The 17,910-nt window shown below is 57.1% G+C and carries 13 protein-coding genes and 1 other annotated feature; of the genes, 8 read left to right on the top strand and 5 right to left on the bottom strand.

What is annotated here, in order from left to right; all coding sequences use genetic code 11:
- Nucleotides 1–46: 46 nt before the first annotated feature.
- The 7 genes from dnaX to ACSIPU_RS09935 all read left to right on the top strand — a co-directional run bounded on the left by dnaX (nucleotide 47) and on the right by ACSIPU_RS09935 (nucleotide 8,343).
- The gene (gene dnaX / locus ACSIPU_RS09965; RefSeq protein WP_196557708.1) at nucleotides 47–1,957 is read left to right on the top strand and encodes a DNA polymerase III subunit gamma/tau; all 1,911 of its coding nucleotides are present in this window, start codon (nucleotides 47–49) and stop codon (nucleotides 1,955–1,957) included.
- Nucleotides 1,290–1,354 (top strand) — a sequence feature (DnaX frameshifting element). It overlaps the preceding gene by 65 nt.
- Nucleotides 1,958–2,014: 57 nt before the next feature.
- Complete coding sequence (locus tag ACSIPU_RS09960) at nucleotides 2,015–2,347, top strand: YbaB/EbfC family nucleoid-associated protein (RefSeq protein ID WP_004099673.1); 333 nt, start codon at nucleotides 2,015–2,017, stop codon at nucleotides 2,345–2,347.
- Nucleotides 2,347–2,952: a recombination mediator RecR gene (gene recR / locus ACSIPU_RS09955; RefSeq protein WP_004099675.1), complete on the top strand. Its 606-nt coding sequence runs from the start codon at nucleotides 2,347–2,349 to the stop codon at nucleotides 2,950–2,952. The genes ACSIPU_RS09960 and recR overlap by 1 nt, the downstream gene beginning before the upstream one ends.
- Nucleotides 2,953–3,063: 111 nt before the next feature.
- Nucleotides 3,064–4,938, top strand: coding sequence for a molecular chaperone HtpG (gene htpG, locus ACSIPU_RS09950; protein WP_004099677.1), 1,875 nt, complete (start codon nucleotides 3,064–3,066; stop codon nucleotides 4,936–4,938).
- A gap of 302 nt (nucleotides 4,939–5,240) precedes the next feature.
- Nucleotides 5,241–5,885: an adenylate kinase gene (adk, locus tag ACSIPU_RS09945; RefSeq protein WP_004099679.1), complete on the top strand. Its 645-nt coding sequence runs from the start codon at nucleotides 5,241–5,243 to the stop codon at nucleotides 5,883–5,885.
- Between the two features lie 127 nt (nucleotides 5,886–6,012).
- On the top strand, nucleotides 6,013–6,975 hold the full coding sequence (hemH, locus tag ACSIPU_RS09940; RefSeq protein WP_004099681.1) for a ferrochelatase: 963 nt from the start codon (nucleotides 6,013–6,015) through the stop codon (nucleotides 6,973–6,975).
- Nucleotides 6,976–7,038: 63 nt separating this feature from the next.
- Nucleotides 7,039–8,343, top strand: coding sequence for an inosine/guanosine kinase (locus tag ACSIPU_RS09935; RefSeq protein WP_004099683.1), 1,305 nt, complete (start codon nucleotides 7,039–7,041; stop codon nucleotides 8,341–8,343).
- 43 nt (nucleotides 8,344–8,386) lie between these two features.
- Here the strand turns inward: ACSIPU_RS09935 and ybaL are convergent, their stop codons facing one another.
- Together ybaL and ACSIPU_RS09925 are read right to left on the bottom strand one after the other, a co-directional pair.
- Nucleotides 8,387–10,063 carry a YbaL family putative K(+) efflux transporter gene (gene ybaL / locus ACSIPU_RS09930; protein WP_004099684.1) on the bottom strand — a complete coding sequence of 559 codons (1,677 nt, stop codon included), beginning with the start codon at nucleotides 10,061–10,063 and terminating at the stop codon, nucleotides 8,387–8,389.
- Nucleotides 10,064–10,431: 368 nt separating this feature from the next.
- Nucleotides 10,432–11,652: an MFS transporter gene (locus ACSIPU_RS09925; RefSeq protein ID WP_004111050.1), complete on the bottom strand. Its 1,221-nt coding sequence runs from the start codon at nucleotides 11,650–11,652 to the stop codon at nucleotides 10,432–10,434.
- 163 nt (nucleotides 11,653–11,815) lie between these two features.
- Between ACSIPU_RS09925 and ushA the strand changes: the two genes are divergently transcribed.
- Nucleotides 11,816–13,468 (top strand): bifunctional UDP-sugar hydrolase/5'-nucleotidase UshA, encoded by a 1,653-nt coding sequence (ushA, locus tag ACSIPU_RS09920; protein WP_435321927.1) that lies wholly within the window; start codon nucleotides 11,816–11,818, stop codon nucleotides 13,466–13,468.
- Between the two features lie 125 nt (nucleotides 13,469–13,593).
- Here the strand turns inward: ushA and ybaK are convergent, their stop codons facing one another.
- The 3 genes from ybaK to copA form a co-directional block, all read right to left on the bottom strand.
- Complete coding sequence (gene ybaK, locus ACSIPU_RS09915; RefSeq protein ID WP_004099690.1) at nucleotides 13,594–14,073, bottom strand: Cys-tRNA(Pro)/Cys-tRNA(Cys) deacylase YbaK; 480 nt, start codon at nucleotides 14,071–14,073, stop codon at nucleotides 13,594–13,596.
- 201 nt (nucleotides 14,074–14,274) lie between these two features.
- Nucleotides 14,275–15,069 carry a TraB/GumN family protein gene (locus ACSIPU_RS09910; protein WP_004111051.1) on the bottom strand — a complete coding sequence of 265 codons (795 nt, stop codon included), beginning with the start codon at nucleotides 15,067–15,069 and terminating at the stop codon, nucleotides 14,275–14,277.
- A gap of 266 nt (nucleotides 15,070–15,335) precedes the next feature.
- Nucleotides 15,336–17,837, bottom strand: a complete 2,502-nt coding sequence (gene copA / locus ACSIPU_RS09905; protein WP_142471905.1) for a copper-exporting P-type ATPase CopA — start codon at nucleotides 17,835–17,837, stop codon at nucleotides 15,336–15,338.
- Between the last annotated feature and the right edge of the window lie 73 nt (nucleotides 17,838–17,910).

Below are 17,910 nucleotides of genomic sequence, written 5' to 3'. Positions count from 1 at the left end.
CATGACCCCCTCGTGATTTCACCTTCCAGCGTTTCAGAGCCAGCCCATGAGTTATCAGGTCTTAGCCCGTAAATGGCGCCCACAAACCTTTGCTGACGTCGTCGGCCAGGAACATGTGCTGACCGCACTGGCGAACGGCTTGTCGTTAGGGCGCATTCATCATGCCTATCTCTTTTCCGGCACCCGCGGCGTGGGTAAAACCTCTATCGCACGCCTGCTGGCAAAAGGATTAAACTGTGAAACCGGTATTACCGCCACGCCATGCGGCGTCTGCGATAACTGCCGTGAAATAGAACAGGGGCGCTTTGTCGATCTGATAGAGATCGATGCCGCTTCGCGCACCAAAGTCGAAGATACCCGCGATCTGCTGGATAACGTTCAGTACGCGCCGGCCCGTGGTCGCTTCAAGGTCTATCTGATCGATGAAGTCCATATGCTTTCGCGCCACAGCTTCAACGCGTTGTTAAAAACGCTGGAGGAGCCGCCGGCGCACGTAAAATTTCTGCTGGCGACCACCGATCCGCAGAAGCTGCCGGTGACCATTCTTTCCCGCTGCCTGCAGTTCCATCTTAAGGCGCTGGATGTCGAACAGATTCGCCATCAGCTTGAGCATATCCTCGGCGTCGAGCAGATCGCTTTCGAACCGCGCGCGCTGCAGCTGCTGTCGCGCGCGGCGGATGGCAGCCTGCGCGATGCATTAAGCCTGACCGATCAGGCTATCGCCAGCGGCGACGGCCGTCTGACGGCTGAATCCGTTAGCACCATGCTCGGTACGCTTGACGACGATCAGGCGCTCTCGCTGATTGAAGCGCTGGTGGCCGCCGATGGCGAACGCGTCATGGCCGGCGTCAATGAAGCTGCCGCTCGCGGCGTGGAGTGGGAGGCTTTGCTGGTGGAAATGCAGAGCCTGTTGCACCGCATTGCAATGGTTCAGCTGTCGCCGTCGGCGCTGGGGGCGGATATGGCCGCGATAGAGCTACGCATGCGCGAGCTGGCGCGGACGGTGCCGCCTACCGATGTTCAGCTGTACTATCAAACGTTATTAATTGGCCGTAAAGAGCTTCCATACGCGCCGGATCGCCGGATGGGCGTTGAGATGACGCTTCTGCGTGCGCTGGCGTTCCATCCGCGTATGCCGCTGCCGGAACCGGAGGCGCCGCCGGCGCAGGCTATTCAGGCCGCCCCTGCACAGCAGTCCGCCCCGGCATCCGCTCCACCGCCGCCGCCGCCGCAGAATTTGCCGCAGACCACCAGCCAGGTGCTGGCGGCACGCAGCCAACTGCAGCGCAGCCAGGGAGCGCCCACCCCAAAAAAGAGTGAACCGGCAGCCGCTTCCCGCGCGCGGCCGGTGAATAACGCTGCGCTGGAACGACTGAGTTCGATTACTGAACGCGTACAGGCGCGTCCGCCTGCTGCTGCGCTGGAAAAAGCGCCAGCGAAAAAAGAAGCTTATCGCTGGAAATCGACGACGGTTGTTGAAACCGTGAAAGAAGAAGTGGCGACGCCGAAGGCGCTGAAAAAAGCGCTGGAGCATGAAAAAACGCCGGAACTGGCGGCAAAACTGGCTATTGAAGCGGTCGAGCGCGATAGCTGGGCGGCGGAAGTCAGCCGGCTTGCGGTGCCAAAGCTGGTGGAGCAGGTCGCCCTCAATGCCTGGAAAGAGCAGGAGGGCAACCGCGTCTGCCTGCATCTTCGCCCGAGCCAGCGGCACCTGAATTCGGCGGGCGCGCAGCAAAAGCTGGCGGAAGCGCTCGGTATTTTGTACGGTACGCCGGTTGAATTGACCATCGTGGAAGATGATAATCCCGCGATGCGCACGCCGCTTGAGTGGCGGCAGGCAATTTATGAAGAAAAGCTCGCGCAGGCGCGTGAAGCGATTATTGCGGATAATAACATTCAGACGCTGCGTCGATTTTTCGATGCGGACCTGGATGAAGAGAGTATTCGCCCCATTTGATTGCAAGTCTGACTTGTGGTCAGCATCCTTAACGATGACCTACTGAGAGAGAAGCCTATGTTTGGTGGAAAAGGCGGTCTGGGTAACCTGATGAAGCAGGCCCAGCAGATGCAAGAAAAAATGCAGCAGATGCAGGAAGAAGTCGCTCGACTGGAAGTGACCGGTGAATCCGGCGCAGGCCTGGTCAAAGTCACCATCAACGGTGCGCATAACTGCCGCCGCGTTGAGATCGACCCGAGCCTGCTGGAAGACGACAAAGAGATGCTGGAAGATCTGGTGGCCGCCGCGTTTAACGATGCCGCCCGCCGCATCGAAGAGACGCAGAAAGAAAAAATGGCGTCTGTGTCCGCCGGTATGCAGCTGCCGCCAGGCTTTAAGATGCCGTTCTGATGCAAACCAGTCCGCTGTTAACGCAGCTTATGGAAGCACTGCGCTGCCTGCCGGGCGTCGGCCCGAAGTCGGCGCAGCGCATGGCGTTTACCCTGCTGCAGCGCGATCGCAGCGGCGGGATGCGCCTGGCGCAGGCGCTGACGCGCGCGATGTCGGAAATCGGCCACTGCGCCGATTGCCGCACATTCACCGAGCAGGAGGTATGCAATATTTGCAGCAACCCTCGGCGGAAGGAAAACGGCCAGATCTGCGTGGTAGAGAGCCCAGCGGATATCTACGCTATCGAGCAGACCGGGCAGTTTTCCGGTCGTTATTTTGTGCTGATGGGCCATCTGTCGCCGCTTGACGGCATCGGGCCGGATGACATTGGGCTCGATCGCCTGGAGCAGCGTCTGCGTGACGAATCGATGCAGGAAGTGATCCTCGCAACCAACCCAACGGTTGAAGGGGAGGCGACCGCGAACTATATCGCCGAGCTTTGCGCGCAGTATGGCGTAGAGGCGAGCCGTATCGCTCATGGCGTACCGGTCGGCGGCGAGCTGGAAATGGTTGACGGCACAACGCTGTCACACTCTCTTGCCGGACGGCATAAGATTCGTTTTTAATCAAACGGAGGCGCTTTTCGGGGCCTCCGCTTGAAAACGTCTTCCTCTGTCCCCATCTCACCCTCAACGGTTTTTTTACCATTAACAATGGCATTGTTGAGGTTGATTTAGATGAAAGGACAAGAAACTCGTGGTTTTCAGTCAGAGGTTAAGCAGCTTCTGCACCTGATGATCCATTCTCTTTATTCCAACAAAGAAATTTTCCTGCGTGAGCTGATTTCCAACGCCTCCGATGCGGCCGACAAGCTGCGCTTCCGCGCCCTGTCCCAGCCGGATCTGTATGAAGGCGACGGCGAACTGCGCGTGCGTGTTTCATTTGATAAAGACAACCGCACCCTGACCATTGCCGATAACGGCATTGGTATGAACCGCGATGAAGTGATTGACCATCTCGGCACCATCGCTAAGTCCGGCACCAAAGCATTCCTTGAGTCCATGGGCTCTGACCAGGCGAAAGACAGCCAACTGATTGGCCAGTTCGGCGTGGGCTTCTATTCAGCGTTTATTGTCGCCGATAAAGTCACCGTACGTACCCGCGCGGCGGGAGACAGCGCAGAAAATGGCGTATTCTGGGAGTCCGCTGGCGAAGGCGAATATACCGTTGCCGACATTAACAAAGCCGATCGCGGTACCGAGATCACGCTGCACCTGCGCGAAGGCGAGGATGATTTCCTCAACGACTGGCGCGTGCGTTCGATTATCAGCAAATACTCCGATCACATCGCGCTGCCGGTGGAAATTGAAAAACGCGAAGAAGTGGACGGTGAAACCGTCATTACCTGGGAGAAAATTAACAAAGCCCAGGCGCTGTGGACGCGCAATAAGTCGGAAATCAAAGACGACGAGTACAACGAGTTTTATAAGCATATTGCCCATGACTACAGCGATCCGCTGACCTGGAGCCACAACCGCGTTGAAGGCAAGCAGGAGTACACCAGCCTGCTGTATATCCCGTCGCAGGCGCCATGGGATATGTGGAATCGCGACCATAAACACGGCCTGAAGCTGTACGTACAGCGCGTTTTCATCATGGATGACGCTGAGCAGTTTATGCCGAACTACCTGCGCTTCGTCCGCGGCCTGGTCGACTCCAACGATCTGCCGCTGAACGTGTCGCGTGAAATCCTTCAGGACAGCAGCGTGACCCGCAATCTGCGCACTGCGCTGAGCAAGCGCGCCCTGCAGATGCTGGAAAAACTGGCGAAAGACGACGCGGAAAAATATCAGACCTTCTGGCAGCAGTTTGGCCTGGTGCTGAAAGAAGGCCCGGCGGAAGACCACGCTAACCAACAGACCATTGCTAAACTGCTGCGTTTCGCCAGTACCCATACCGATTCCGCCGCGCAGACCGTGTCGCTGGAAGAGTACGTCTCCCGCATGAAAGAAGGGCAGGAGAAGATTTACTACATTACCGCCGACAGCTACGCCGCCGCGAAGAGCAGCCCGCATCTGGAACTGCTGCGTAAGAAAGGCATTGAAGTGCTGCTGCTTTCCGATCGCATCGACGAGTGGATGATGAGCTATCTGACCGAGTTCGACGGTAAGCCGTTCCAGTCGGTGGCGAAAGCCGATGAGTCGCTGGATAAGCTGACGGACGAAGTGGATGAAACCACAAAAGAAGCTGAGAAGGCGCTGGAGCCGTTCGTTGAGCGAGCCAAAACGCTGCTCGGCGACCGGGTGAAAGAGGTTCGCCTGACCCATCGTCTGACCGATACGCCGGCCATCGTTACCACCGACGCGGATGAAATGAGCACCCAAATGGCGAAACTGTTTGCCGCTGCGGGCCAGGCCGCGCCGGAAGTGAAGTACATCTTCGAACTGAACCCGCTGCATCCGCTGGTAAAACGCGCGGCGGACACTCAGGATGATGCGCAATTCGGCGAGTGGGTTGAGCTGCTTCTCGATCAGGCGCTGCTGGCCGAGCGCGGTACGCTGGAAGATCCGAACCAGTTTATTCGCCGCATGAACCAGCTGCTGGCGTCGTAATCTTTCCCCTCAGCCTCACCCTCTCCCTGTCAGGGAGAGGGGACTTGCCCGGCATTGACATGCTGGCGCGGAGGCTGTCATCGTTTAGCCTGCTTCTCCCTGTTCCCCTGCTGGCTCCGGCGCGTGTTTTCTTCCTTGCCCTGCGGGAGAGGAGCGGAATGAGGGCAACAAAACGCACTCTACGTAAAATATCTCACCATTAACCGTTTCAGCCGCCCCGCCTTCCTTGAGCCATCCGCGTTCTGGTGGTATGGTTTAGCGTTTTTTGAAATATTGAATCAACTTTTGAGGGGATTTTCGTAATGCGTATTATTCTGCTTGGCGCTCCGGGCGCGGGTAAAGGAACTCAGGCTCAGTTCATCATGGAGAAATACGGTATTCCGCAAATCTCCACCGGCGACATGCTGCGTGCCGCGGTGAAGTCAGGCTCCGAGCTGGGCAAAAAGGCGAAGGATATTATGGACGCCGGTAAGCTGGTCACCGACGAACTGGTTATCGCCCTGGTGAAAGAGCGTATCACTCAGGAAGATTGCCGCAACGGATTCCTGCTGGACGGCTTCCCGCGCACCATTCCTCAGGCTGACGCCATGAAAGAAGCGGGCATTGCCGTAGATTACGTACTGGAATTCGATGTTCCTGATGAACTGATCGTTGACCGCATCATCGGCCGTCGCGTTCACGCTGCTTCCGGCCGCGTTTATCACATCAAATTTAATCCGCCGAAAGTCGAAGGCAAAGACGATGTGACCGGCGAAGAGCTGACCACCCGTAAAGACGACCAGGAAGAGACCGTGCGTAAGCGTCTGGTTGAGTATCATCAGATGACGGCTCCGCTGATCGGCTATTATCAGAAAGAAGCCGAAGCGGGCAATACCCAATACGCGAAAGTTGATGGCACCAAAGCGGTGGCGGACGTTCGCGCCGAACTGGAAAAAATCCTCGGTTAATTCCGTTAGTTCTCATCCCGCAGCGGCGGGGTGAGAACTCCTCTCATTTTACCTTTTTCTATGATTGGTTCCGTTTAGCGCCATTTCAGCTACAATTGTCAGCGATTCAAATGGTTAAGAGGCGGTAATGCATCAGACGAAAACAGGTATCTTATTAGCCAATTTAGGCACTCCCGATGCGCCCACGCCCGACGCGGTTAAGCGCTATCTACGACAGTTTCTTAGCGATCGGCGCGTGGTGGATACCTCCCGTCTACTGTGGTGGCCGTTGCTGCGCGGCGTGATACTGCCCCTGCGCGCCCCCAGGGTCGCTAAGCTCTATCAGTCCATCTGGATGGAAGACGGCTCGCCGCTGATGGTCTATAGCCAGCAGCAGCGGCAGGCGCTGGCCGCGCGGCTTCCGGATACGCCGGTGGCGCTGGGGATGAGCTACGGCTCGCCGTCGCTGGAGAGCGCGGTGGATGAACTGCTGGCGCAGGGTGTGGACCACATCGTGGTGCTACCGCTCTATCCGCAATACTCCTGCTCTACCGTGGCGGCGGTCTGGGATGAGCTGGGGCGTATCCTCGCCAGAAAGCGCGCGATTCCCGGCATCTCTTTTATTCGCGACTATGCCGATGATGTGGACTACATTCACGCGCTGGCCGCCAGCGTACGCGCTTCGTTTGCGGTGCACGGCGAGCCGGATTTACTGCTGCTCTCCTATCATGGGATTCCACAGCGTTACGCTCAGCAAGGGGATACCTATCCTCAGCGCTGTCGCGATACCACTCGTGAACTGGTTTCAGCCCTTGGCCTGTCGCCTGACCGGGTCATGATGACTTTTCAGTCGCGCTTTGGTCGTGAGCCGTGGCTGACGCCCTATACTGACGAAACGCTGAAAATGCTCGGTGAGAAAGGGGTGAAGCATATTCAGGTTATCTGCCCCGGCTTTGCTGCCGATTGCCTGGAGACGCTGGAGGAGATCGCGGTGCAAAACCGGGAAATCTTCCTTGAAGCCGGCGGCCAGCAATATGAGTACATACCGGCGCTTAATGCGGACACCGCGCATATTGAAATGATGGTCAACCTGACGGCGAAATATCGCTGATCGCGCGTGCGGCGGGGAGTATGCTACTATTCCCCGCTTGTTCACTGTCAATAAATCGCCACTATGAAATTTCCCGGTAAACGCAAATCCAAACACTATTTTCCCGTCAACGCTCGCGATCCGCTGCTGCAACAAATTCAGCCGGACAATGAGTCTAACGTCGCCTGGGTTGTCGGCATCGATCAAACCCTGGTCGATATCGAAGCGAAAGTGGATGAGGCGTTTATCGTACGCTACGGCCTGAGCGCCGGGCATTCGCTGGTGATTGAGGATGATGTCGCCGAAGCGTTGTACCAGGAACTGGTCCGCAACGATCTGATTACCCACCAGTTTGCCGGTGGTACCATCGGAAACACCATGCACAACTACTCGGTGCTGGCGGATGACCGCTCGGTTCTGCTTGGCGTCATGTGCAGCAATATTGAAATCGGCGGCTACGCCTATCGCTACCTGTGCAACACCTCCAGCCGTACCGATCTGAACTACCTGCAAGGCGTGGATGGCGCGATTGGTCGCTGCTTTACCCTTATTAGCGACTCCGGCGAGCGCACCTTTGCGATCAGCCCCGGTCATATGAATAAGCTCCGCCCGGAAAGCATTCCGGAAAGCGTGATCGCCGGCGCTTCCGCGCTGGTGCTGACCTCCTACCTCGTCCGCTGCAAGCCGGGTGAGCCGATGCCGGATGCGACGATGCAGGCCATCAAATATGCGAAAAAGCACGATGTACCGGTGGTCCTGACCCTGGGGACTAAATACGTTATCGCTGATAATCCGGCGTGGTGGCAGGCGTTTCTCAAAGAACACGTTTCTATTCTGGCGATGAACGAAGAGGAGGCGGAAGCGCTGACCGGCCTATCCGATCCGCTGCTGGCTTCCGACAAAGCGCTGGAGTGGGTTGACCTGGTACTGTGCACCGCCGGGCCCGCCGGGCTGTATATGGCCAGTTTTACCGAGGATGAGGCTAAGCGCAAAACGCAGCATCCGCTGCTGCCGGGCGCGATTGCCGAGTTTAACCAGTATGAATTCAGCCGCGCGATGCGCCACCAGGACTGCGAGAATCCGCTGCGTATTTATTCGCATATCGCACCCTATATGGGCGGGCCGGAGAAGATCATGAACACCAACGGCGCCGGCGACGGCGCGCTGGCGGCACTGCTGCACGACATCACCGCTAATAATTATCATCGCAATAACGTGCCGAACTCCAGCAAGCACAAATGCAAATGGCTGACCTATTCCTCGCTGGCGCAGGTGTGTAAATACGCTAACCGCGTGAGCTATCAGGTGCTGAACCAGCATTCACCGCGTCTGACCCGCGGCCTGCCGGAGCGTGAAGATAGTCTGGAAGAGGCCTACTGGGATCGTTAAGCCGGTAAATAAAGTCGGCCCCGGGGAGTCGGGGCCGGAAGCATTAACCGGTAATAAGCTCGCCGGCTGGCGGCGTTTCAAGCAGCTTAAGCATGGCGCGGGCGATTTCTCGTTCGCCCATCACTACCTGGTTGGCGCCGCGTTCAACAATATATTCCACCTCATCGTCGTAATGCGCGCGCGCGATGATCTCGATATTCGGGCACTTCTCGCGCGCTGAGGCCACGATCTCTCCGGCCTCGTAACCGTTAGGGATGGTGAGCAGTAGCCAGCGCGCGCAGTCCAGATGCGCCAGATTCATAATCTCTTCATTGGCGGCGTTACCTAAAACTGCGCGAATACCCCGCGCGCGCAGTTCGTCAACGCGGGTGCGCGACGTTTCGATAACTACCAGCGGTATCCCCTGAGCCATCAGTTTTTCACCAAGCAGGCTCCCGACGCGACCGAAACCGACCAGCAGCGCATGGTTACAGATATCAACGGGGATCTGTTTCTCATCTTCCAGCACTTCTTCCAGCGTCTGTTCGTCCAGCGTCTCCGTTTTATCGAGGTATTTTTCCAGCAGGGTAAACAGGACCGGGTTGAGCATGATGGAGATAATGGCGCCGGCAAGCACCAGGTTCTGCCCGGCCTGCGGCAGCAGATCCAGCGCCATTCCCAGACCGGCAAGAATAAAGGCGAATTCACCGATTTGCGCCAGACTGGCGGCAATGGTCAGGGCAGTGCGCGGCGAGTGGCCGAACATCCGCACCAGGAAGAAGGCGGCAGCCGATTTACCGAAAATGATGATAGCCAGCGTCGCCAGTACCGCCAGCGGCTGCTCAAGCAGAATCATCGGGTCGAACAGCATTCCGACGGAGACAAAGAACAGCACGGCGAAGGCGTCGCGCAGCGGCAGCGTATCGTGGGCCGCGCGATGGCTGAGCTCGGATTCATTGAGCACCATACCGGCGAAAAAGGCGCCGAGGGCGAAGGAGACGTCAAATAGCTCAACGGCGCCGAAAGCGATGCCGAGCGCTAACGCCAGTACCGACAGCGTAAACAGCTCGCGTGAACCGGTTGCCGCGCTGCGCGACATAATCCACGGCACCAGGCGGCGGCCGACGAGCATCATAATGGCGATGAAGGCGACGACTTTGCCGATGGTAATACTCATATCGAGGGCCAGAGAAGCCAGGCCCACGTCGCCTTTCTCGGTCATGCCGGCAACCGCCGGCAGCAGCACCAGCGTCAGAACCATCACCAGATCTTCAACAATCAGCCAGCCGATGGCGATTTGCCCCCGCTGGCTATCAATAAGCTGCCGTTCTTCCAGCGCGCGCAGCAGCACCACGGTACTGGCGGTAGAAAGACACAGACCAAAAACGATACCGGTCATTAACGACCAGCCCAGCATGGCAGAGAGCGCCATACCCAACAGGGTCGCTACGGCTATCTGGGCGATAGCGCCCGGGATGGCGATGGCCTTAACCGCCATCAGATCTTTTAAGGAGAAATGCAGACCCACGCCGAACATCAGCAGGATCACGCCGAGCTCGGCCAGTTCCGGTGCCAGCTTGGTATCAGCAACAAAACCTGGGGTAAAAGGTCCGGCCAGCACGCCCGCTAATAGATATCCCACCAGAGGAGAAATACGTAGCTTATTGGCAATCATGCCGAGAATAAAGGCGAGCACAAGGCCGCCGACAATGGTGGTGATTAGCGGTGTTGCGTGGTGCATTCCGTCTCCTTGCAGTGGTGAGCTGATCCATTTTCGGTACATACCCGTCATGCTTCAATTTGCATGGGCGTAGGCTTTATTACTTAGCTCATCCATGAGCCTCGCCCTTGGGGGCCAGCGCCAGCGCTGTTCAAGGCACAAGTGGCTTGTCCTGCAACTTGAATGAATTAGGGTATAAAACCAAAAAACCGAATAATAGTTTATGACACTTTCAGCGGTTTTGTTTATGAATAATCGTTGAATTTTGCAGAAAAATGCAATTGACGTGCAAAAAAGCACGGAGCGCAAAATGGCAGCAGCTTATGCGGGGTAATGCTGGTGGGGTAAGGGATTGTGGTAGCCAAAGTTACACTTTGGCTACCGAAGAATCATGACTTTTGATGGTTGTTAGGTAGAAATATCGTCAGGATGCCGATTAGAGGCAGGAAAGCGCAGATTTTATAGACCAGTTCGATGCTGGTATGGTCAGCTAAGAGCCCCAGTACCGCGGCGCCAAGGCCACCCATGCCAAAAGCAAAACCGAAGAACAAACCAGAAACCATGCCGATCCGCCCCGGTAATAGCTCCTGGGCATAGACCAGAATGGCGGAAAAGGCTGAGGCAAGGATAAAACCAATTATCACCGTTAAAATCCCGGTCCATTCCAGGGATGCATAGGGTAAAACAAGGGTGAACGGCGCTACGCCAAGGATAGAGCCCCAAATAACATATTTGCGCCCAATCTTATCGCCGACAGGCCCGCCAATCACCGTTCCTGCCGCGACGGCAAAAAGAAAGGCAAATAGATGAAACTGGGCATTTTGCACCGACAATCCGAATTTTTGCATCAGATAAAAGGTGTAATAGCTGCTGATGCTCGCCATATAGAAGTATTTCGAGAAAATCAGCAGTAACAGGATACTGACCGCCAGAATAACTTTGTTTTTTGGCAACGGATTTACAATCAGCGCCTTCGGTTTACCTTTATTCATCCGATGCTGAGCGGCATACCAGCGGCTGATTTGCGCCAGCACGACGATCGCCAACAGCGCTGCCAGGACAAACCAGCCAACGTTACCTTTACCGTAAGGAGCGATAATCAGGGCCGCAAGCAGCGGGCCTAACGAGCTGCCAAAGTTGCCGCCGACCTGAAATATCGACTGCGCCAGGCCATGGCGACCGCCGGAAGCCATACGCGCCACGCGTGAAGACTCCGGATGAAAGACCGAAGACCCGGTGCCGACCAGCGCGGCTGCCAGCAGAACCATACCAAAGCTCCCCGAGATCGCCAGCAGCACCAGACCGCTCAGGGTAAAGCACATGCCTATCGGCAGCGACCACGGCATCGGATGTTTGTCGGTCAGATAGCCGACGACCGGCTGCAATAGCGATGAGGCCAGCTGGAAGGTGAGGGTAATCATACCTATCTGCACAAAGGTCAGCGAAAACTCGGCCTGCAGCAGCGGGTAGATAGCCAGAATAAGCGATTGGATCATATCGTTTAGCAAATGGGAGAGGCTGATGGCGCCGAGAATGCGAAACGAGGTGCGTGCTTTTTGCGGCGCAGCAGCAGGGCCGGATAAGGGTTGTGCGGTCTGATTCATTGCCATAGGTTCACTTAAGTGTTTTTTATAGAGGATGCAGGTGGAATTATTATCTGCCTAACATACCTGCCCCTAAGGTTTGAAGGAAGTCGCAATTCTGAAAACATATTTGTCTAATCGGCCAACTCGCTATACTTTCGGCAGTTGTCACTTCGTCAGGGAGAGAAATATGCACTTTATGAAGCAAGGCGTTGCGCTGGCGCTATTTACGGCGCTATCGCTGGGGAGCCTGTCAGCGCAGGCTTATGAGCAGGATAAAACTTACAAAATAACCATCCTGCATACTAACGATCATCATGGCCACTTCTGGCGTAGCGACTACGGCGAATATGGGCTATCCGCACAAAAAACGCTGGTTGACGGTATTCGCAAAGAGGTGGCGGCAGAAGGCGGCAGCGTGCTGCTGTTATCCGGCGGCGATATCAACACCGGCGTGCCGGAATCCGATTTACAGGACGCGGAACCTGATTTCCGCGGGATGAACCTGATTGGCTACGATGCAATGGCGGTGGGTAATCATGAATTTGATAATCCGCTTAGCGTACTCCGTCAGCAGGAAAAATGGGCGAAGTTCCCTTTCCTTTCGGCGAATATTTATCAGAAAAGCACCGGCGAGCGTCTGTTTAAGCCGTGGGCGCTGTTCAAACGCGGCGGGCTGAATATTGCGGTTATCGGTCTGACGACCGACGATACGGCTAAAATTGGTAATCCCGAGTTCTTTACCGATATCGAGTTCCGTAAACCGGCGGAAGAGGCCAAACTCGTTATCCAGGAGCTGCAGCAGAATGAAAAGCCGGACGTGATTCTGGCTACTACCCACATGGGCCATTATGACAATGGCGCTCACGGTTCGAACGCGCCGGGCGATGTTGAGATGGCACGCAGCATGCCTGCGGGAGCGCTGGCGATGATCGTCGGCGGTCACTCGCAGGACCCGGTATGCATGGCGTCGGAGAACAAGAAGCAGGTGGATTACGTTCCGGGTAGCCCGTGCGCGCCGGACAAGCAGAACGGTATCTGGATTGTGCAGGCCCATGAGTGGGGTAAATATGTTGGCCGCGCCGATTTTGAATTCCGCAACGGCGACATGAAGCTGGTGCGCTATCAGCTGATCCCGGTCAACCTGAAGAAAAAGGTCACCTGGGACAACGGCGAGAGCGAGCGCGTGCTCTATACGCCGCAAATCCCCGAAAATCCGCAGATGCTCTCCCTGCTGACGCCTTTCCAGAATAAAGGCAAAGCGCAGCTACAGGTGAAAATCGGTAGCGTAAACGCGCATCTGGAGGGCGATCGCAGCAAAGTTCGTTTCGTGCAAACCAATATGGGACGTTTGCTGCTGGCGGCGCAGATGGCGCGCAGCAATGCTGATTTCGCGGTGATGAGCGGCGGCGGAGTGCGTGATTCGATTGAAGCGGGTGATATCACCTATAAAGATGTGATGAAGGTGCAACCCTTCGGCAACGTGCTGGTCTATGTCGATATGAGCGGTAAGGAAGTGACCGAGTATCTGACCGCCGTGGCGCAGATGAAGCCCGATTCCGGCGCCTATCCGCAGTTTGCCAACGTCGGTTTTGTGGCTAAAGACGGCAAGCTCAATAATTTGACCATCAAAGGCGAACCGGTCGATCCGGCAAAGACCTATCGTATGGCGACCCTGAGCTTTAACGCCACCGGCGGCGACGGCTATCCGCATATCGATACGAAGCCCGGCTATGTTAATACCGGCTTTATCGATGCCGAAGTGCTGAAAGAGTATATCCAGAAAAACTCACCGTTGGATGCGGCAGCTTATGAACCGAAAGGCGAGGTAAGCTGGCAGTAACGTTTGAGCCAAACCCCGGTTGCGTAGCTACCGGGGCTACAGGTCTCAGCGGTTTTGGATTTTGTAGCCCGGACAAGGCGCGTCAGCGCCGCCTCCGGGATTATCCTCTGACGCAAAACCGTCAATTAATCGCGCCGCGCGATATCGGCGAATTTTGCCTCAAGGATTTTCGCCAGATCGCTGGCCGCCAGCTCAATATCCAGCCCGCGTTTGCCGCCGGAAATATAGATGGTGGCAAACGCCTGGGCCGGTGCGTCAATCACCGTCGGCAGACGTTTTTTTTGCCCGAGCGGGCTGATACCCCCCACCAGATAGCCGGTAACCCGCTGCGCGACCATCGGGTCTGCCATATCCACTTTTTTTGCGCCTAAGGCCTTCGCCACTTTTTTCAGATCCAACTGACCCGCAACCGGGGTCACTGCAACGGCCAGATGCTTCATGTCGCCGTTAACGGCAACCAGCAGCGTTTTGTAGACCTGGTCGGCGTTCAGTCCCAGCTTACGCACCACTTCGTCACCAAAATTGGTTTCGTTCGGATCGTGATCGTAGCTGTGGATTTGAAAACTAATTTTGTTTTTTTCGAGTAATTTTACGGCGGGAGTCATCGTTATCCTTCTTACCAACCGATTAAATGTGACATAAGCATACGCCCGACGGCTGTCTAAAAAATAGTATCATCTTGCGCAATAGTATTGGCAGTGATGGTCACTTTGAGCGACAATCAGACGATCCGGGGCGCGAACCCCGGAATAATAATAATGATGAAATTCCTCTTTGACGGGCCAATAGCAATATTGGCCATTTTTTTACGTCAGCATGTCCGGCAGATTCCCTTCGCCGTATAAATGCAGCGCCCCGACGGCAACCACGTAGCGTCCCGGCGGCAGCGCCAGCAGCGTTTCCCGCCAGGCGAGGTTGCGCTGGTGCATCAGAACGTCATACAGCGACTGGCTAAAGGTTGTCGGCAGCGAGGTAGCCCCTCTTGACGGCGGCTGATCGAGCCACCAACCGATCATCACCTGCAGCAGACGCGCATTTGTGCGCCAGTGGGTGAGGGTATCCTCCAGCAGCGCCAGACCGCCATCGGGCAGATCCCGCAGCAGCGCAATCTGGCTGTCGGCTCCCTCCAGCTCCATCACGCGGATATGGCTCTCGCGCGCCGCCATCAGCAGTTGATAATCAATGCCGTAATCCGCCCTGAGCCCCAGTTTTTGCGCCTGAGTTGCCTGCAGTACCATCGCTACCTGCCACAGCGGTTGACTGTCGAACAGCGCGACAGACAGGCCCATTTCTGCCGCTCGCTCTTGCAGTGCAGCAAGCTGGGGGGCGTTCAGGCGTTCCGCCAGCGGCGGACAGGAGGGGAGGTTGCTGAATGGCGTTTCGCTGCCGCTAATATCCGCTTCCACAATCAGCGCATCGGCCTGACGGATCTTTTTTAACAGCCGGGCGGGCGGCGGCGACATATCGCGGGTGCCCATATGAATACTGCCGACCAGGTGCAGATAGCGTTCCCCGGGAAGGGTGATATCCAGCGCGGGCCAGGAATAAGACGAGCCGAGGGCGGCTTGCCACAGCATTTTTATTCGGTTTAACAGGCCCATACGTGCTCCGTAGTGTGAAGCTTTCATGCTAGCGCCTGGGGAAGAACGGCGCAAGGAAAGTCCAGGGAAAGCGTCTGCGCGCAGGCACTGGTTTATCGGCTGGAGCACTCACCGGAACGAGCAGAATGACTGAACGTCGGCGTCTGGTTATTTTCTCGCACGGGTACACGGTCATCTGCGGTTGTGCTCCCGGCTAAGGCGTTGACGCCGCCAGCCGGGAATCCAACCGCACGGCGGCTGAAACGACAGGAGCTTAGGCTTCCGGCTTAGGATTTTGGCTTAAAGCGCAGCAGGCGGTTGGCGTTGCTCACGACGGTAATCGAAGAGAGCGCCATGGCGGCGCCCGCCACCACCGGATTGAGCAGCGTTCCGGTTAGCGGCCACAGGATCCCGGCGGCAATCGGAATGCCCAGCGAGTTATAAACAAATGCCCCCAGCAGGTTCTGCTTCATGTTGCGCAGCGTGGCTTTGGCGATCTCCAGCGCATCGGCGACGCCGTTCAGGCTATGGCGCATCAGGGTAATCGCCGCTGTCTCAATAGCGACATCGCTGCCGCCGCCCATGGCGATCCCCACATCGGCCTGCGCCAGCGCGGGCGCATCGTTGATACCGTCGCCGATCATCGCCACCTGATGTCCCTGGCCTTGCAGGCGCTTAATCGCATCGGCTTTACCGTCCGGCAGAACCCCGGCAATCACCTCATCAATGCCCGCCTCTTTAGCGATAGCGTTGGCGGTGGTTGGGTTATCGCCGGTCAGCATGACCAGACGATAACCCTGGCGGTGCAGCCTGGCTAATGCCGCCACGCTATCTTCACGCAGCGGATCGCGGATGGCGAACAGCGCCGCCGCCTGACCATCTACCGCCAGTAGCACCGGCGTCGCGCCCTGTGACGCCTGGGCGTTCATTTCGCCTTCTATTTCAGCCGTTGCTATCTTTTGCTCATTAAGCAGCGCCTGGTTGCCGAGCAGCAGACGGTGGCCTTCGGCTTCACCGCTGACCCCCAGTCCGCGTAGGGTGCGGAAATTATCTACCGCAGGCAGGCGTTGATCTGCGGCTTTGTCGAGGATGGCGCGCGCCAGCGGGTGGCTGGAGCCTTGCTCCAGTGACGCCGCCAGACGCAGTGCGGTGGTTTCATCGATGGCGGCAAAGGTTTTTATCGCCACCACCTGCGGTTTACCCTCGGTGAGGGTACCCGTTTTATCAAAGACCAGCGTATCCAGGGTGCTGGCGCGCTGCAGCGCATCGGCATCGCGCACCAGAACTCCGTACTCCGCCGCGCGGCCCACGCCGGAGATAATCGACATCGGCGTTGCCAGCCCCAGGGCGCATGGACAGGCGATAATCAGCACCGTGGTGGCGATCACCAGGGTATAGACAATTTGCGGCGCCGGACCGAAAAAGTACCAGATCGCGGCGCTGAACAGGGCTATCGCCACGACCGCCGGGACGAACACGGCGGAGATTTTGTCCGCCAACTGGCCGATTTCAGGTTTACTGCTCTGCGCCTGACGCACCATGCGGATAATACGCGCCAGGGTGGTCTGGCTGCCGACGGCGCTGGCGGTAAACAGTACGCTGCCGTCCTGCACTACGGTCCCGGCATGCACGGCGTCACCGTCGCCTTTTTGCTGCGGCACCGGCTCACCGGTGAGCATCGCTTCATCGAACCAGGCCTCGCCCTGGCTAATGATGCCATCGACCGGAACGCGATCGCCGGTGGTCAAACGCAGGGTCATTCCCGCCTGAACTTCCGCCAGCGGCAGATCTTTTTCGCCTTCGTCGGTGACCACCCGCGCTGACGGTGGGGTTAAATCGAGTAGTTTTTCCAGCGCTTTTGAAGAGCGCTGACGTGCACGGGCTTCCAGCATATGGCCGAGGTTAATCAGACCGATAATCATCGCGCTGGCTTCATAATAAAGGTGGCGGGCTTCCAGCGGAAACCACTGCGGCCACAGATTGACGCTCATCGAATAGAGCCAGGCGACGCCGGTACCCAGCGCCACCAGCGTATCCATCGTCGCGGTGACGTTTTTCAGGCTTTTCCACGCGCTGCGGTAAAAATGGCCGCCGGCAAATACCATCACCGCCAGCGTGACAAGGCCGATAACCAGCCACAGGGTACGGTTATCATCGCTGACCATCATGTTGTCGCCGATCATCCCCCAACCCATCACCGGGATCCCGACCAGCAGGGCGACGATAGCCTGCCAGCGGAAGCGCTTCATCGTGGCGATGGCGGTTTCCTGCTGACGCTCGCGGCGTTCGAGGTCGTCTTCGATAGCCTCCGCGCCGTAGCCCGCTTTCTCTACGGCCTGGACTAATTCTGCGGCGGACGCGCTGCCCAATACCAGCGCAGTGCGTTCCGCCAGGTTGACCCGCGCCTGCGAGACGCCCGGCACCGCGGCGAGCGCGTTTTGTACCCGGGATACGCAGCTGGCGCAGCTCATGCCGTTGATTAACAGCTGCTGGCTGTCATCTTCGTCACGGGCTGCCGGAAGCTCAGTGGTGGCCGCTGTCAGTGCTTCCGGCGGGATTGATGATTCTGCCAGCGGTTTAGCCTTTGGGTGGCTGAGCTCCGCGCCGTATCCGGCTTGTTTAATGGTCTCAATCAGCGCTTCCGCGCTGGCGCTGCCCGTGACGTGGGCTTCGGTAACGGTAACTTCCGCCTGCTCAACGTCGGGACGCTGCTCCAGGCTCTCTTTCACCCGTTTAACGCAGTGGCCGCAGGAGAGGCCATCAAGCGCGAGGTCGATAGTGTTAGACATAAATAACTCCTGAATAAATTTCCGGTTAATGATTGACCGAACACACTCTTTCATCGAGTATTAGCAAGGTTAA

Source organism: Klebsiella sp. HN106 (assembly GCF_051209435.1).
Classification (GTDB): domain Bacteria; phylum Pseudomonadota; class Gammaproteobacteria; order Enterobacterales; family Enterobacteriaceae; genus Klebsiella; species Klebsiella oxytoca.
Note: the sequence above shows the minus strand (reverse complement) of the source record. Positions and strands in the feature narration are given on the sequence as shown.

Excerpts from the sequence above, each read along its gene's own strand:
- dnaX (WP_196557708.1), top strand. The coding sequence starts at position 47 with ATGAGTTATCAGGTCTTAGCCCGTAAATGGCGCCCACAAACCTTTGCT.
- ACSIPU_RS09960 (WP_004099673.1), top strand. The coding sequence starts at position 2,015 with ATGTTTGGTGGAAAAGGCGGTCTGGGTAACCTGATGAAGCAGGCCCAG.
- recR (WP_004099675.1), top strand. The coding sequence starts at position 2,347 with ATGCAAACCAGTCCGCTGTTAACGCAGCTTATGGAAGCACTGCGCTGC.
- htpG (WP_004099677.1), top strand. The coding sequence starts at position 3,064 with ATGAAAGGACAAGAAACTCGTGGTTTTCAGTCAGAGGTTAAGCAGCTT.
- adk (WP_004099679.1), top strand. The coding sequence starts at position 5,241 with ATGCGTATTATTCTGCTTGGCGCTCCGGGCGCGGGTAAAGGAACTCAG.
- hemH (WP_004099681.1), top strand. The coding sequence starts at position 6,013 with ATGCATCAGACGAAAACAGGTATCTTATTAGCCAATTTAGGCACTCCC.
- ACSIPU_RS09935 (WP_004099683.1), top strand. The coding sequence starts at position 7,039 with ATGAAATTTCCCGGTAAACGCAAATCCAAACACTATTTTCCCGTCAAC.
- ybaL (WP_004099684.1), bottom strand. The coding sequence starts at position 10,063 with ATGCACCACGCAACACCGCTAATCACCACCATTGTCGGCGGCCTTGTG.
- ACSIPU_RS09925 (WP_004111050.1), bottom strand. The coding sequence starts at position 11,652 with ATGGCAATGAATCAGACCGCACAACCCTTATCCGGCCCTGCTGCTGCG.
- ushA (WP_435321927.1), top strand. The coding sequence starts at position 11,816 with ATGCACTTTATGAAGCAAGGCGTTGCGCTGGCGCTATTTACGGCGCTA.
- ybaK (WP_004099690.1), bottom strand. The coding sequence starts at position 14,073 with ATGACTCCCGCCGTAAAATTACTCGAAAAAAACAAAATTAGTTTTCAA.
- ACSIPU_RS09910 (WP_004111051.1), bottom strand. The coding sequence starts at position 15,069 with ATGGGCCTGTTAAACCGAATAAAAATGCTGTGGCAAGCCGCCCTCGGC.
- copA (WP_142471905.1), bottom strand. The coding sequence starts at position 17,837 with ATGTCTAACACTATCGACCTCGCGCTTGATGGCCTCTCCTGCGGCCAC.